Source organism: Mycobacterium spongiae (assembly GCF_018278905.1).
Lineage (GTDB): Bacteria > Actinomycetota > Actinomycetes > Mycobacteriales > Mycobacteriaceae > Mycobacterium > Mycobacterium spongiae.
Window position 1 is genome coordinate 2,392,853 of record NZ_CP046600.1, and the last position, 14,656, is coordinate 2,407,508.

Below are 14,656 nucleotides of genomic sequence, written 5' to 3' on the forward strand. Positions count from 1 at the left end.
CGCATGCTAGCGCGCTGGTTTGACTGCCCGCCAGCGCTGCCGACCCGAGCGGACTTCGACGTCGACGTCATCAAATCCGGCTGCGCGCAAACGATTCGGCAGAGTCTCGGGCGGGATCGGATTGTAGGTGTCGCGGAAATGCAGTATCCGAAACAACATTGACGGCACACCATCACTGCCCGCGAACACCCCTCCCGGGCGCAACACCCGGAAGGCCTCCGTAAACAGCCGGTCCTGCAGGTCGGTGGTGGGGACGTGGTGGAGCATGGTGAAGGACACCACCGAGCTGAACTCGTCGGCAGGCAACCCGGTATCGGTGCCGTCACCGTTGATGATGCGCGCGCGCTCGCCGTAGCGGCGCTGCAGCCGCTGTGCCATCGGGGTATCGATCTCGACGGCGGTGAGCCTCGGCGTCATGTCGACCAATACCCGCAGGATCGCGCCGTAGCCGGGTCCGATCTCGAGGGCATTGTCGCCAAGGTCGACGTTGGCCAGACACCATGGCAACAGCTGGTTTTTCACTTCCGTTGCCCAGCGGTCGGAGTTGCAGCTCAGCCGGTGACACAGGTTCATGGCCATACGCCACGAGGTTAGCCGAATAGCATGAACAGCTGTGGAGTCCCGTTGGGTGCTGCACCTGGATATGGACGCGTTCTTCGCCTCCGTCGAGCAACTCACCCGACCCACCCTGCGCGGGCGGCCGGTGCTGGTCGGCGGCTTAGGGGGCCGCGGCGTGGTCGCCGGCGCCAGCTACGAGGCGCGGGCGTTCGGTGCCCGGTCGGCCATGCCGATGCATCAGGCTCGTCGCCTCATCGGCGTGACGGCCGTGGTGTTGCCGCCGCGTGGCGTGGTCTACGGTGCAGCCAGCCGCCGGGTCTTCGAGACCGTGCGGCGTGTCGTGCCCATCGTCGAGCAGTTGTCTTTCGACGAGGCCTTTGCGGAGCCGCCTCAACTGTTCGGGGCGTCGGCCGACGCCGTGCAGGCGTTCTGCGAGGACTTGCGACGGCGGGTGCGCGAAGACACCGGCCTGGTCGCATCGGTCGGCGCCGGTTCCGGCAAACAAATCGCCAAGATCGCGTCCGACCTGGCCAAACCCGACGGCATCCGGGTGGTGCGGCGCGCCGAAGAACGATCGCTGCTGGGCGGGTTGCCGGTGCGCCGGCTGTGGGGTATCGGCCCGGTGGCCGAGGAGAAACTGCATCGGCTCGGCATCGAGACGATCGGTCAGTTGGCCGCGTTGACCGACGCCGAGGTAGCCAACATCCTGGGCGCGACCATTGGCCCGGCATTGCACCTGCTGGCCCGCGGCATCGACGATCGACCCGTTGCCGAGCGTGCCGAAGCCAAACAAATCAGCGCCGAGTCCACGTTCGCGACCGATCTCAGCAGCCTGGATCAATTGCACGAGGCCATCGACCCGATCGCCGAGCATGCACATCAACGCCTCTTACGCGATGGCCGTGGCGCTCGCACCGTCACCGTGAAGCTAAAGAAATCCGATATGAGCACCCTCACCCGCTCGGCCACACTGCCCTATGCGACCGCGGAGGCCGGTGCACTGATTGCCCTAGCCCATCGGCTCCTGCTCGATCCGCGCCAGATCGGGCCGATACGCTTGCTCGGCGTCGGGTTTTCGGGTCTGAGCGATGTTCTGCAAGAGTCGCTGTTCCCGGATTTGGAACTGTTCGCGCAGACCTCGGAGGCCCAGGACCTCGCCGCTGCGCCGGCGGTGGCGACGGGAGCATCGGTAGCGCCGAGCGAGAGCGATATGGGTTGGCGGGTGGGAGACGACGTCGTACACCGAGATCTCGGCCACGGCTGGGTACAGGGTGCGGGCCACGGTGTGGTGACTGTACGTTTCGAGACCCGGGGGTCCGGTCCGGGCCCCGCACGCACCTTCCCGACCGACGCCAACGACCTGACCAGCGCCAACCCGATTGACAGCTTGGACTGGCCGGACTACGCGGATGACCCTGCGGCGCTGCGCAACGAGGACCAGACGGCCACCTCACCCCCAGCGGCCGATGATGTCAGCGGCCGGTAGTTCCGCGGCCAGCGCCGCCATGAGCAGGACCCGCGCTTGAGGCGGTGCCAGCTGCGGCACCATCAGCGCTCCGGCGTCGAGCAGCTCGTGGCCGGGCCCGTACCCGGCAGCAACCCGTCCGCCGGAGACCCGGGTGGACACCGCGATGACGACTCCCTCGCGGCAGTGGCGACGTACCCCCTCGATCACCGCAGCCCCGACATTGCCCGAGCCCATCGCCTCCAGCACGACGGCCCGCGCGCCGGCGGCCACACACGCATCCAGCGCCACCGAGTCACTTCCCAGATATGCCGAGACGATGTCGACCCGGGGTGCCCCGGTGGCGCTGAGCTCGCCCACGTAGGGGCGGATCTTGTTGTGCGTCATTGCCACATCGCCGTCGACTGTGCCCACGACTCGGCCGGAAAAGCCGCTCAGGTCCGCGGTGGCCACCTTGCGCAAGCTCAATGGCTGCAACACCCGACCCGCGAAACTCACCAGCACACCGAGGGCACGCGAAGCGGGGCTGGCTGCCAGCGCCAGCGCGTCGCGCAAGTTAGCGGGTCCGTCGGCGTCAGGAGCGTCGGCGCTGCGCATGGCACCGGTCAAGACAACCGGGACTTCTCCGGCATAGGTGAGGTCGAGCCACAGCGCGCTTTCTTCCATCGTGTCGGTCCCATGGGTGACCACCACACCCTCGGCACCCGCGCGAATCGCGGCCCGGATCGCGGCGCTCATCCGATCCCAATCGGCGGTCGTCAGCTCTGAGCTGTCGACTGAGATCAGGTCCACAACGTCCACGGGTGGTGCGATAGCGAGGCCCGCGCCGATATTGGCCGTCAGTTCCACCCCGCTCCGGGACGGTCGGCGTACCCCATCGGCGCCGGTGCTGGTCGAAATCGTCCCTCCGGTGGTAATGACGGTCAGGCGGCCCATTAAGGAATCATCCCGCACGTTTTCCGGCGCCGGGTGCGGCGAGGCCGCACCGGAGGCAGGGACCGCGCTAGGGGATGATGGAGGAGTGCCTGACGAACCAACGGGATCGGCCGATCCACTGACTTCAGCTGGGGATGCCGGGGAATCCGACGCGCCCGCCGCGCGGAGGCCGCCGAGGCGGCTGCGCCTTCTGCTGTCGGTCGCGGGAGTGGTGCTCGCGCTGGACATCGTGACCAAGGTGCTGGCAGTGCGGCTGTTGCCTCCGGGCCAGCCCGTATCGATCATCGGCGACACGGTGACGTGGACGTTGGTGCGAAACTCGGGCGCCGCGTTCTCGATGGCGACCGGATACACGTGGGTGTTGACGCTCATCGCCACGGGTGTGGCGGTCGGCATCTTCTGGATGGGCCGGCGGCTGGTATCGCCCTGGTGGGCGCTCGGCCTGGGGATGATCTTGGGCGGCGCGATGGGCAACCTGGTCGATCGCTTCTTCCGGGCGCCCGGACCGCTTCGGGGCCACGTTGTGGACTTCCTGTCGGTCGGCTGGTGGCCGGTATTCAACATCGCCGACCCGTCGGTCGTGGGTGGCGCAATCCTGCTTGTGGTCCTCTCCATTTTCGGGTTCGACTTCGATACCGTGGGCCGGCGCAAGGCCGACCAGCGCTGATGCCCGCCGGCGACGATGCAGAGCGTAGCGATGAGGAGGAGCGGCGCATTGGGCCCGCCGGCGACGATGCAGAGCGTAGCGATGAGGAGGAGCGGCGCATTGGGCCCGCCGGCGACGATGCAGAGCGTAGCGATGAGGAGGAGCGGCGCATTGGGCCCGCCGGCGACGATGCAGAGCGTAGCGATGAGGAGGAGCGGCGCATGGGGCCCGCCGGCGACGATCAGACGGTGGCACCGCCCGCTGTGCCCGGGCGCGCGGCGCGTGTGACTGACCGCACGATGCCGGTCCCGGAAGGATTGGCGGGCATGCGCGTTGACGCCGGTCTGGCCCGCCTGCTGGGCCTATCCCGAAGTGCCGCGGCGGCCGTGGCCGAGGATGGCGGAGTCGAATTGGATGGCGTGCAGGCAGGAAAGTCCGAGCGGCTGACCGCCGGTGCCTGGTTGCAGGTGCGGTTGCCGGAGGCCCCGGCGCCGCTGGAGAACGCGCCAGTGGAGATCGAAGGCATGACGATCCTGTATTCCGACGACGACATCGTCGCAGTGGACAAACCGGCGGCGGTCGCTGCCCACGCGTCGGTGGGGTGGACTGGGCCGACGGTGCTGGGGGGGCTCGCGGCCGCCGGTTACCGGATCACCACGTCTGGTGTGCACGAGCGCCAAGGCATCGTGCACCGCCTCGATGTCGGTACCTCCGGAGTGATGGTGGTGGCGATCTCCGAGCGCGCATACACGGTGCTCAAGCGTGCGTTCAAACAACGCACCGTTGACAAGAAGTATCACGCACTGGTGCAGGGACACCCCGACCCGTCCAGCGGGACGATCGACGCGCCGATAGGCCGCCATCGCGGACATGAATGGAAGTTTGCGGTCACCAAGAACGGCCGGCACAGCCTCACTCATTACGACACGGTAGAAGCATTCGTCGCTGCTAGCCTTCTCGACGTTCATTTGGAAACCGGCCGCACCCATCAAATCCGGGTGCATTTTGCGGCGCTGCACCACCCGTGTTGTGGCGACCTGGTCTATGGAGCCGACCCGACGCTAGCGAAGAAGCTCGGCCTTCAACGCCAATGGCTGCATGCGCGGTCCTTGGCATTCGCTCATCCGGCCGACGGCCGACGTATCGAGATCGTCAGCCCGTACCCCGCCGATTTGCAGCACGCGCTGGACGTATTGCGGACCCCGAGGTGACTGGCCGGCGTCGGTTGACTGGCTTGTGCGGGTCGTGATCGCGCTCATGTCGTTGTGCATGCGAACGTGGTGCCGTTGATTTTGAGCCTGACTTCGCCTTGGTGCTCCCAGTATTCAACCCCCTGGCGGCCGTAGCGGGCGCCACTGCCGGATGGCTGGACGAACAGGATCTGTTGGTCGCCTTTCCAATTCAGTACGGCCGATGGCGGGTCCAGCTGGTTGTAGAATCGCGCGGTCAACGGGCTGTCCTGCGGGGGGCATTGATAGGTGACCAGCGGTGGCGTCGGGGTCGCCGGATCGTCGATGGTCAACCGGACCAAGCGGGTTTGGTAGGCCTCAAGCAGGCAGGTATGGGGATCGGCGGTCTGCGGGCACGTGTCACGCTCGGTCGTCGCCCAGGTGCGCTGCGCGGATGCCAGTGCGGAGGTGTCAGCGCCGCGACGGGACAGCGCTTGCTGGTAGGCGGCTTCGACCCGGTTGTCGAGATCGATCAGCCGCGAGTCCGCGCACACGAGCCGTTGCGCGGCGGTTGCAGGCCTGGTGCAGTCGAGCGATGACCCGGTGGCCAGCGAAGTGGTGCTGGCCCGTGTGCCAGGTGCGGTGCTACCGGCCGCCGGTTGCGGTGTTGTGGAGGCGCACGCGCTCACGGTCAGGGCTGCCGCGAGGATGGCGATCAGTTTCATAGATGCTGACTACCGGCCATGAGCAGCTAGGGGCACACGACACGCCCGCGGCAGCCGAAGTTGTTTCGCCCGCGAGGGCGTGGTCTTCGCCCGGGGGCCACTCCCACGCGGATTATCAGCTCTAACAAGCCGATTGCCGGGTTCGTGGTTCCGGTCTTGCCGACGGCGCGCACCGGGTGGTGATAGCAATGTGCATCTATTCATTGACCGATGTCCTAGGTTGGCTTCATGACCTGTGTCACACCAAACTCACCACCGTCAGGAGCGACCGCCCAATGAACCTTGGTGATTTAGCAAACTTTGTGGAGAAGCCGTTGGCGGCGGTGTCCAACGCCGTCAACACGCCTAACTCAGCCGGGCGATATCGCCCGTTCTATCTGAGGAATCTGCTCGATGCGGTGCAGGGCCGCAAACTCAGCGACGCGGTCGAAGGCAGAACCGTCCTCATCACCGGCGGGTCGTCGGGCATCGGCGAGGCCGCCGCGCACAAGATCGCGGAAGCCGGCGGGTCGGTGGTGTTGGTGGCGCGCACCTTGGAAAACCTCGAACGGGTTGCCACCGATATCAGCACTAACGGCGGTACGGCCCACGTCTACTCATGTGATCTGTCCGACATGGATGCCATCGCGGCGATGGGCGACCAAGTGCTTGCCGACCTGGGCGGCGTCGACATCCTGATCAACAACGCGGGGCGGTCAATTCGGCGCTCGCTTGAGTTGTCCTATGACCGAATCCACGACTACCAGCGGACCATGCAACTGAATTATCTGGGGGCGGTCCAGCTCATTCTCAAGTTCATCCCCGGGATGCGGGAACGTCGCTTTGGGCACATCGTGAATGTCTCGTCGGTCGGAGTGCAGACGCGCGCACCGCGCTTCGGCGCCTACATCGCCAGCAAGGCCGCGCTGGACAGCCTGTGTGACGCCTTGCAGGCGGAAACCGTGAGCGACAATGTGCGATTCACGACCGTGCATATGGCGCTGGTGCGGACGCCGATGATCAGCCCCACCACGATGTACGACAAGTTTCCGACCCTGACGCCGGATCAGGCTGCCGGCGTGATCACTGACGCGCTGGTACACCGGCCGCGGCGGGCCAGTTCGCCCTTCGGCCAGTTCGCTGCCATGGCCGACGCGGTCAATCCGGCGGTCATGGACCGGGTACGCAACCGGGCCTTCGGCATGTTCGGTGACTCCGCGGCGGCCCAAGGAGGCAAAACCCACACCGACACAACAGAACTCGACAAGCAAAGCGAAACGTTCGTGCAGGCGACCCGAGGGATACATTGGTGACATCATGAGCCTTCCCAAACCGAGTGAGCAGACCCCTGTTGTTATCACCGGCGCGTCGTCGGGGATCGGTGTCGAATTGGCGCGTGGCTTGGCCAGCCGCGGTTTCCCGCTGATTCTGGTGGCGCGGCGCCGCGAGCGCCTCGAGGAACTGGCCAGTGAATTAGGCAGCGCGTTCTCGGTCGCGGTCGAGGTCCTGCCCCTGGATTTGGCCGATGCGCACGGCCGGGAGCAGCTGGCCGAGCGGCTTCGTAACGAGGAAATCGCTGGTCTGTGTAATAGCGCAGGCTTTGGCACCAGCGGCCGGTTCTACGAGCTGCCGCCCGAACGCGAAAGCGAGCAGGTCACCGTCAACGTGCTGGCGCTGATGGACATGACTCGCGCGGTCCTGCCGGGCATGGTTGAGCGGGGCGCCGGTGCGGTGCTGAACATCGCATCGATCGCAGGTTTCCAGCCGATTCCGTTTATGGCCGTCTATTCGGCGAGCAAGGCATTCGTCCTGACGTTCTCGGAAGCTGTTCAGGAGGAGTTGCATGGAACCGGTGTGTCGGTCACCGCGCTCTGTCCGGGCCCGGTGCCCACCGAGTGGGCCGAGATCGCCAGCGCCGAGCGGTTCAGCATTCCTCTTGCCCAGGTCTCCCCGCATGACGTGGCCGAAGCGGCGATCGCGGGCATGCTCGCCGGCAAGCGCGGCGTGGTGCCCGGCTTGGTCCCCAAGTTCGTCTCCACCAGCGGCAGACTCGCACCACGCAGCTTGCTACTGCCCGCGATCCGGATCGGCAATCGACTGCGTGGCGGACCCAGTCGGTAGGTTCGCTCGGCGATGTCCCGCGGTTTAGGCTCGGGTGATGGCCGCCGTTGAGATGACCGCTGATGTCCCAATCACGCCGCAGGACACGTGGGACCACGTTTCTGATCTGTCAGAGCTGGGGGAGTGGCTGGTCATGCACGAAGGGTGGCGTTGCGAGTTGCCCGATGAGCTAGCCGAAGGCATCCAGATCGAGGGTGTCGCGCGCGCTAAAGGGATGCGCAACCGGGTGGCGTGGACCGTGACCACGTGGGACCCACCCAACGAGCTTGCCCTGTCCGGCTCGGGGAAGGGTGGCACGAACTACAGCGTCACGCTTACCGTGCACCCTGCTAACGACGGGTCCACACTTGGTCTGCGTCTCGAGTTGTCCGGGCGAGCACTCTTCGGTCCAGTGGGTTCTGCGGCGGCGCGTGCGGTCAAGGGGGACGTGCAGAAGTCGCTGAAGCAGTTCGTCGAGCGGTACGGGTAGCCGACTCACGGCACAGTCGCCGCACAACCATCGCGGGCAACACGCCGGCACCAAGAAAACGCCGGAGACGGCGGTAGTGTCGCAGGATGTCCCGCGGTGACGACCACCCCGGGCGCCAGCTGCCAGTCGGAATGGCTGAGCAGCTCGCGCCCCATTCGGGAATGGCTTCCTTTGGAAAGCGATCATTCCTGACCGAGACCGACCAGCTTGAGGGATGGCGGCCGGACGTGGCGATCGTCGGCGCACCGTTGGCCAGGTGAACGGGTTACTGCATGAATGGATCGCGGTATGTTCGGCAGTGTCGGCGCTGGGTAGGTAGCGAGAGACACACTCGCCGACACGCCGGGAACCCGTCGGCACTCGGTCATAGACTGGCGTCCCTATGAGCGGTTCTGTTTCGCGGTCCTTTGTGCACCTGCATAACCACACCGAGTATTCGATGCTGGACGGTGCCGCGAAGATCACCCCGATGCTCGCCGAGGTTGAGCGGTTGGGAATGCCCGCGATCGGGATGACCGACCACGGAAACATGTTCGGCGCCAGTGAGTTCTATAACGCGGTGACAAAGTCCGGGATCAAGCCGATCATCGGGGTGGAGGCGTATATCGCGCCCGCGTCTCGTTTCGATACCCGGCGCATCTCCTGGGGCGACCCCAGTCAAAAGGCCGACGATGTCTCCGGTAGTGGGTCCTACACACACCTGACGATGCTGGCCGAGAACGCCACCGGACTGCGCAACCTGTTCACGCTGTCCTCGCTGGCCTCCTTCGAGGGCCAGCTCAGCAAGTGGTCGCGCATGGATGCCGAGCTCATCGCCGAACATGCCGAGGGCATCATCATCACCAGCGGCTGCCCGTCGGGGGAAGTGCAGACGCGTCTTCGGCTCGGCCAGCACCGTGAAGCTCTCGAGGCGGCCGCCAGGTGGCGCGAGATCGTCGGTGCGGAGAACTACTTTCTGGAACTGATGGATCACGGGCTGACCATCGAACGACGGGTTCGGGAGGGGCTGCTCGAGATCGGTCGCGCGCTCAACATTCCGCCGCTGGCCACTAACGATTGCCACTACGTCACCCGCGAAGCCGCTCACAATCACGAGGCGCTGTTGTGCGTGCAGACCGGCAAGACGTTGTCAGATCCCAATCGCTTCAAGTTTGACGGCGACGGTTACTACCTCAAGTCGGCCGCCGAAATGCGCGAGATCTGGGACCACGAAGTTCCTGGTGCTTGTGATTCCACGCTGGTGATCGCCGAACGGGTCCAGTCCTACGCCGACGTATGGGCGCCGCGTAACCGGATGCCCATTTTCCCGCTGCCGGATGGGCACGACGAGGCGTCGTGGCTGCGTCACGAGGTGGATGCCGGGCTGCGCCGTAGGTTCCCAGGCGGTCCGCCCGATGTCTATCGCGAGCGCGTCGCCTACGAGATCGACGTCATCTGCGCCAAGGGCTTCCCGTCATACTTCTTGATCGTCGCCGACCTGATCAACTACGCGCGGTCGGTGGGCATCCGGGTTGGCCCGGGCCGAGGCTCCGCGGCGGGCTCGCTAGTGGCCTACGCGCTTGGCATCACCGACATCGACCCGATCCCACACGGACTGCTCTTCGAGCGGTTTCTCAATCCGGAGCGCACGTCGATGCCCGACATCGATATCGACTTCGACGACCGCCGCCGTGGCGAGATGGTGCGCTACGCCGCCGACAAGTGGGGCCACGACCGGGTCGCCCAGGTCATCACCTTCGGCACCATCAAAACGAAGGCGGCGTTGAAGGATTCGGCACGCATCCACTACGGCCAGCCCGGGTTCGCGATCGCCGACCGGATCACCAAGGCGCTGCCGCCGGCGATCATGGCCAAGGACATCCCACTGTCCGGCATCACCGACCCGGACCACGAGCGGTACAAGGAGGCCGCCGAGGTCCGCGGGCTGATCGAAACGGATCCCGACGTGCGCACCATTTACCAGACGGCGCGCGGTCTGGAGGGTCTGATCCGCAACGCCGGCGTGCACGCGTGCGCGGTGATCATGAGCAGCGAACCGTTGACGGAGGTCATTCCGCTGTGGAAGCGGCCGCAGGACGGGGCCATCATCACCGGTTGGGACTATCCCTCGTGCGAGGCGATCGGCCTGCTGAAGATGGACTTCCTGGGTCTGCGCAATTTGACGATCATCGGCGACGCCATCGACAACATCAAGGCCAACCGGGGTATCGACCTGGACCTGGAGTCGCTGCCGCTCAACGATCCGGCCACCTTTGAGCTGCTGGGCCGTGGTGAGACGCTGGGTGTGTTCCAACTCGACGGCGGGCCGATGCGCGACCTGCTGCGCCGAATGCAGCCCACCGGGTTCGAGGACATCGTCGCGGTGCTCGCGCTGTACCGGCCCGGACCGATGGGCCAAAACGCGCACAACGACTACGCCGACCGTAAGAACGGCCGCCAAGCGATCAAGCCGATCCACCCGGAGCTGGCCGGACCGCTTGAGGAGATTCTGGCCGAGACCTACGGCCTGATCGTTTACCAAGAGCAGATCATGCGTATCGCGCAGAAGGTGGCCGGCTACTCGCTGGCTCGAGCCGACATTCTGCGCAAGGCGATGGGCAAGAAGAAGCGCGAGGTGCTCGACAAAGAGTACGAAGGCTTCTCGGAAGGAATGCAGGCCAGCGGTTTTTCGGCGGGAGCTATCAAAGCGCTCTGGGACACCGTCCTGCCGTTCGCGGACTACGCCTTCAACAAGTCGCACGCCGCCGGCTATGGCTTGGTCTCCTATTGGACTGCCTACCTCAAGGCCAACTACCCGGCCGAGTACATGGCCGGTCTGTTGACCTCGGTTGGCGACGACAAGGACAAGGCGGCGGTCTATCTCGCCGACTGCCGCAAGCTGGGCATCACGGTGCTGCCGCCGGACGTCAACGAGTCGGGACTGAACTTTGCCTCGGTGGGTAACGACATCCGTTACGGCTTGGGTGCGGTGCGCAACGTCGGTGCCAACGTTGTCGGTTCGTTGATCCAAACCCGCAACGACAAGGGCAAGTTTGCTGAGTTCTCGGACTACCTGAACAAGATCGACATCTCGGCGTGCAATAAGAAGGTCACCGAGTCCCTGATCAAGGCGGGCGCGTTCGATTCGCTCGGGCACGCACGCAAGGGCCTCTTCTTGGTGCATACCGACGCCGTCGACTCTGTGCTGGGCACGAAGAAGGCCGAGGCCATGGGCCAGTTCGATCTGTTCGGTGGTAGCGATGCCGGCGCGGACGCGGTGTTCACGATCAAGGTGCCTGACGATGAGTGGGAGGACAAACACAAACTGGCCCTGGAGCGCGAGATGCTGGGGTTGTACGTGTCCGGGCATCCACTGAACCGGGTCGCGCACTTGCTGTCCGCTCAGGTCGACACCGCGATCCCGGCAATCCTCGATGGTGACGTTCCCAATGAGACCCAGGTGCGGGTCGGCGGCATCCTGGCTTCGGTGAACAGACGAGTCAACAAGAATGGGATGCCTTGGGCATCAGCGCAATTGGAAGACCTCACCGGTGGTATCGAGGTCATGTTCTTTCCGCATACCTACTCTAGCTACGGTGCCGACATCGCCGATGACGCGGTGGTGCTCGTCAACGCAAAGGTGGCCGTCCGTGACGACCGCATCGCGTTGATCGCCAACGAGCTAGTGGTGCCCGATTTCTCCGGAGCCCGCGCCGACCGGCCGCTGGCCGTGAGCCTGCCCACCCGCCAATGCACTGTCGACAAGGTCAGTGCACTCAAGCAGGTGCTGGCCCGCCATCCCGGCACCTCGCAGGTGCATTTGCGGTTGATCAGCGGGGACCGCATCACCACGCTAGAGCTTGATCAGTCGCTGCGAGTCACACCGTCACCGGCGCTCATGGGGGACTTGAAGGAGCTGCTGGGTCCGGGGTGTCTTGGCGGCTAGTTCGCGGCAATGATCGCTATCTGCGCCACCGCTGCTGGATGCACGGTCGCGGCTCTCGCGGCATCGAACGTCGACGCCATCACACCGGCTTGACCAGCCGCATGCCCAGCCCGAGCCGCGGCCGCGTTGAGCCGCCCGATGTAGGACTCGGCCACACCCGCCATTGCCGCCGACGCCGGACCTTGCCATGCCGCGCCCGCTGACCCCGAGGTCACCGTCGCGAATGAGGTCGCCGCGAGCTCAGTTCGCCGGCTAGGCCACTGCAGGCTGACGCCGCGTCCAGCATCGGCATTGACCCGCACCAGCGAACATCGGCGCCGAATTGACCTCCGGCGGCAGTACGGAGAAATTCAGCACGATTTCGTCCTCGCGGGGATCACACTCGGCAGGCGGCGACGGTGCAGCCGGCCACGACAGGAGGGGAGTTTAGGACAGCGGTCGGCAGCAGTTCGTCGAATCGGCGCATCCCGCGGCAAAATGTCCAGCCGTTGGCCAGCGGGGCCTTGGCGGTCGCCGCTGGTGAGTGTTCGCGGTGAGATCTCAGGCGCCGATGCCGAGGCGGGATTGCGCGTACTCGGCGTAGTTTCTGCGATCCCAGACCAAGTGGCCCGAACCCACGCTCATGTCGCGGTAACAGCGTTGCAGCCGGCTGGGATTTCGTATCGCAGCGCTGCCGGCGGCTTCCCAGGCGAACGTGGTGGCCCGTTTGGCCATGTCCACGACGAAGCTGCCGGTGGACTTGACCAACGCGGTCGCCGTGGCGATCTCGTCGGTGCCCAACTGCCGGGCGTGCGCGTCGATCGCGCCGTTTGTTGCTGCAGCAAAGGCGTCCCGAGCCGCTGCGAGCGCGGTCGCGTGTGACCCCCACTGCTCGAGAAAGGCCGGTTGCTCGACGAGCCGGATGCTGCCCATCCGGGTCCGGCCGGCCTTGGCGACCAGCGCCATCTCGGCGAGCGCGCGCTCGGCGACGCCGAGCGCCCAGGCGGTCGACGGGACGCCTGCCAAGACGATGGGGCCGAGCTGATAGAAGGGACCACCGGTGATGACCTTGGCCGCCAGCAGCGAGAACGTCTGGCCTGCCGCGACGCGCTGGCGGGGTACGTGGAAGTCGAAGCTCCCCGTTCCCCGCAACCCCATGACGTCCCAGTTGCCGAGTAGTTCGACACGGTCGGCGGGCACAAGGAAACCGCGGAGGAATTCCAGCGGATCGAGCCCGTTGGCCTCGGCGTCTTCCACGAAAACCGCACCGCCGATGTGGTCGGCGTACGAGGAGCCGCTGCCGAACGGATACCTGCCTTCGACCATGAAGTCGGGGTCGGCGAGGCTGGCCTTGCCGATCGGTGCGAACATTCCCGCCGCGGCAGTAGCCCCGGCCACCTCGTCGGCGAAGTTGCGGGCCAAATAGGCGCTGAACGACATGACCGTGATGTTTTGTGCGTAGCACCAGCCGACCGATCCGTCAGCGAAAGCGAGCGCTTCGGTCGCGGCGAGGATCGTTTCCACGGGGGCTTCGGCGCCGCCGAGGTCGGCCGGGACCGCGAGGTGAAAGAGCCTGGCCTCATCAATCGCGGCGACGATGGCGGGCGTCATGCTGTCGTTTCGCGACTCGTCGGCCGTTTCGGACTCGATCAGCGGCTGCAGGGACCGTGCCGCCGCGATCGGATCTGTACCTGCGGACCGGTCTGTAGGGGAGGCGGCGGCCGCCGGCGCCGAACTCGATCCGGCGTCGGCGATGAGAGGCGGAGTGGCGGGCATGTCCCGCACCCTACCAGAAAAGGTTAACGTGCTATAACTTTATTCGGGAGGTGTGAACATGAGCGACGACGTGCGCGGGGTCCGCCGAGCCAGTGGGGTGATTGCCGCTCAGATTCTCGACACCGCGGAGCGCCACTTCGCCGTACGCGGCTATGCGGCCACGTCGGTCTCGGAGATCGCCGCCGAAGTGGGGGTGCGCGCACCGGCCGTCTACAAGCACTTTGATGGGAAAGAGGATCTTTACGAGGCCGTGATCGATAGGCTCCTAGCCCCAATACAGGACTTGGTCCGTCAAGCTGAGACAGCGATGCAACCTGAGGACATGGTCGGGCCGCTGTTGCGCCAGAATGTCGCCAATCCCAACCTTGCGCGGCTTCTCATGCACGCCAGTCTCGCCGGGGGGATGCAGATGCGGGCTCTCGTCCAGCGGCGGTGGCGTCCGGTCGTCCGCGAGGCGCTGGGCTTGGTGGGTAGGGGCGAATCGGACGACGCCGCGTCCAAGGCGGCGCTCATGGCGTTCAACAACCTCATGCTCGGTTATGTGGCAATGACGCCGTTGCACGCCGCGGTGCTCGACACTGACCCGACGTCCCCTGAACTCCTCGACGCGCAGGTAGCGCTCCTCGAGAGATTCGCCGCCAAGGCCGACATCGGCGCCTCGCCGTAGTCGGCGCTCACAACTGGGTCACGTCGCGGCCCACGGGGAATAGCCGAAAACCGATGCGGCGGTGTCCGGTTGGTCTGCGGCCCAGTGTCCTGGTGCCGTCGGCAGCGGGTGGGTGCGTTGCGGCCAGCGCGTGGTCCGGTCGTGGGCGGGTGCGGAGTTTCGGGTCGATCGCAGGAGCGGGCGTGGTCTTCCGTGCTCCGTGACCGCCGACGTACGCTCACCGATGTGAGGTTGGCGATCC

The 14,656-nt window shown here is 65.7% G+C and carries 12 protein-coding genes and 2 pseudogenes; 9 read left to right on the forward strand and 5 right to left on the reverse strand.

What is annotated here, in order from left to right; translation table 11 throughout:
• Nucleotides 1-6 precede the first annotated feature (6 nt).
• On the reverse strand, nucleotides 7-579 hold the full coding sequence (locus F6B93_RS09770) for a class I SAM-dependent methyltransferase (RefSeq protein ID WP_211698917.1): 573 nt from the start codon (nucleotides 577-579) through the stop codon (nucleotides 7-9).
• A 64-nt stretch (nucleotides 580-643) separates the two neighbouring features.
• Between F6B93_RS09770 and F6B93_RS09775 the strand changes: the two genes are divergently transcribed.
• Nucleotides 644-2,044 (forward strand): DNA polymerase IV, encoded by a 1,401-nt coding sequence (locus F6B93_RS09775; protein ID WP_485020627.1) that lies wholly within the window; start codon nucleotides 644-646, stop codon nucleotides 2,042-2,044.
• Here the strand turns inward: F6B93_RS09775 and F6B93_RS09780 are convergent.
• A complete protein-coding gene (locus F6B93_RS09780) occupies nucleotides 2,009-2,959 on the reverse strand; it encodes an asparaginase domain-containing protein (protein WP_211698918.1) in 951 nt (316 codons plus the stop codon). The two genes, F6B93_RS09775 and F6B93_RS09780, sit on opposite strands and share 36 nt — an antisense overlap.
• A gap of 85 nt (nucleotides 2,960-3,044) precedes the next feature.
• Between F6B93_RS09780 and lspA the strand changes: the two genes are divergently transcribed.
• Together lspA and F6B93_RS09790 are read left to right on the forward strand one after the other, a co-directional pair.
• Nucleotides 3,045-3,626: a signal peptidase II gene (gene lspA / locus F6B93_RS09785; RefSeq protein WP_211698919.1), complete on the forward strand. Its 582-nt coding sequence runs from the start codon at nucleotides 3,045-3,047 to the stop codon at nucleotides 3,624-3,626.
• Between the two features lie 263 nt (nucleotides 3,627-3,889).
• Complete coding sequence (locus tag F6B93_RS09790) at nucleotides 3,890-4,816, forward strand: RluA family pseudouridine synthase (protein WP_211699387.1); 927 nt, start codon at nucleotides 3,890-3,892, stop codon at nucleotides 4,814-4,816.
• Nucleotides 4,817-4,860: 44 nt separating this feature from the next.
• Here F6B93_RS09790 and F6B93_RS09795 read toward each other — a convergent pair whose 3' ends face one another.
• Complete coding sequence (locus tag F6B93_RS09795) at nucleotides 4,861-5,499, reverse strand: MliC family protein (protein WP_211698920.1); 639 nt, start codon at nucleotides 5,497-5,499, stop codon at nucleotides 4,861-4,863.
• Nucleotides 5,500-5,774: 275 nt separating this feature from the next.
• On the opposite strand from F6B93_RS09795, the gene F6B93_RS09800 reads away from it, so the two are divergent.
• The 5 genes and pseudogenes from F6B93_RS09800 (at nucleotide 5,775) to dnaE (ending at nucleotide 11,993) form a co-directional block, all read left to right on the forward strand.
• Nucleotides 5,775-6,791: an SDR family NAD(P)-dependent oxidoreductase gene (locus tag F6B93_RS09800; protein ID WP_211698921.1), complete on the forward strand. Its 1,017-nt coding sequence runs from the start codon at nucleotides 5,775-5,777 to the stop codon at nucleotides 6,789-6,791.
• 4 nt (nucleotides 6,792-6,795) lie between these two features.
• Nucleotides 6,796-7,599 (forward strand): SDR family NAD(P)-dependent oxidoreductase, encoded by an 804-nt coding sequence (locus F6B93_RS09805; RefSeq protein WP_211698922.1) that lies wholly within the window; start codon nucleotides 6,796-6,798, stop codon nucleotides 7,597-7,599.
• 37 nt (nucleotides 7,600-7,636) lie between these two features.
• Nucleotides 7,637-8,068, forward strand: coding sequence for a type II toxin-antitoxin system Rv0910 family toxin (locus tag F6B93_RS09810; RefSeq protein WP_211698923.1), 432 nt, complete (start codon nucleotides 7,637-7,639; stop codon nucleotides 8,066-8,068).
• A gap of 131 nt (nucleotides 8,069-8,199) precedes the next feature.
• Nucleotides 8,200-8,316, forward strand: a pseudogene (locus F6B93_RS09815) (agmatinase); the annotation flags it as partial.
• 134 nt (nucleotides 8,317-8,450) lie between these two features.
• A complete protein-coding gene (gene dnaE, locus F6B93_RS09820) occupies nucleotides 8,451-11,993 on the forward strand; it encodes a DNA polymerase III subunit alpha (RefSeq protein ID WP_211698924.1) in 3,543 nt (1,180 codons plus the stop codon).
• A 23-nt stretch (nucleotides 11,994-12,016) separates the two neighbouring features.
• Here the strand turns inward: dnaE and F6B93_RS09825 are convergent.
• Nucleotides 12,017-12,347, reverse strand: a pseudogene (locus tag F6B93_RS09825) (PPE domain-containing protein); the annotation flags it as partial.
• 186 nt (nucleotides 12,348-12,533) lie between these two features.
• Nucleotides 12,534-13,748, reverse strand: a complete 1,215-nt coding sequence (locus F6B93_RS09830; protein WP_211698925.1) for an acyl-CoA dehydrogenase family protein — start codon at nucleotides 13,746-13,748, stop codon at nucleotides 12,534-12,536.
• Nucleotides 13,749-13,806: 58 nt separating this feature from the next.
• On the opposite strand from F6B93_RS09830, the gene F6B93_RS09835 reads away from it, so the two are divergent.
• Nucleotides 13,807-14,415: a TetR/AcrR family transcriptional regulator gene (locus tag F6B93_RS09835; protein WP_211698926.1), complete on the forward strand. Its 609-nt coding sequence runs from the start codon at nucleotides 13,807-13,809 to the stop codon at nucleotides 14,413-14,415.
• The last annotated feature ends 241 nt before the right edge of the window (nucleotides 14,416-14,656 follow it).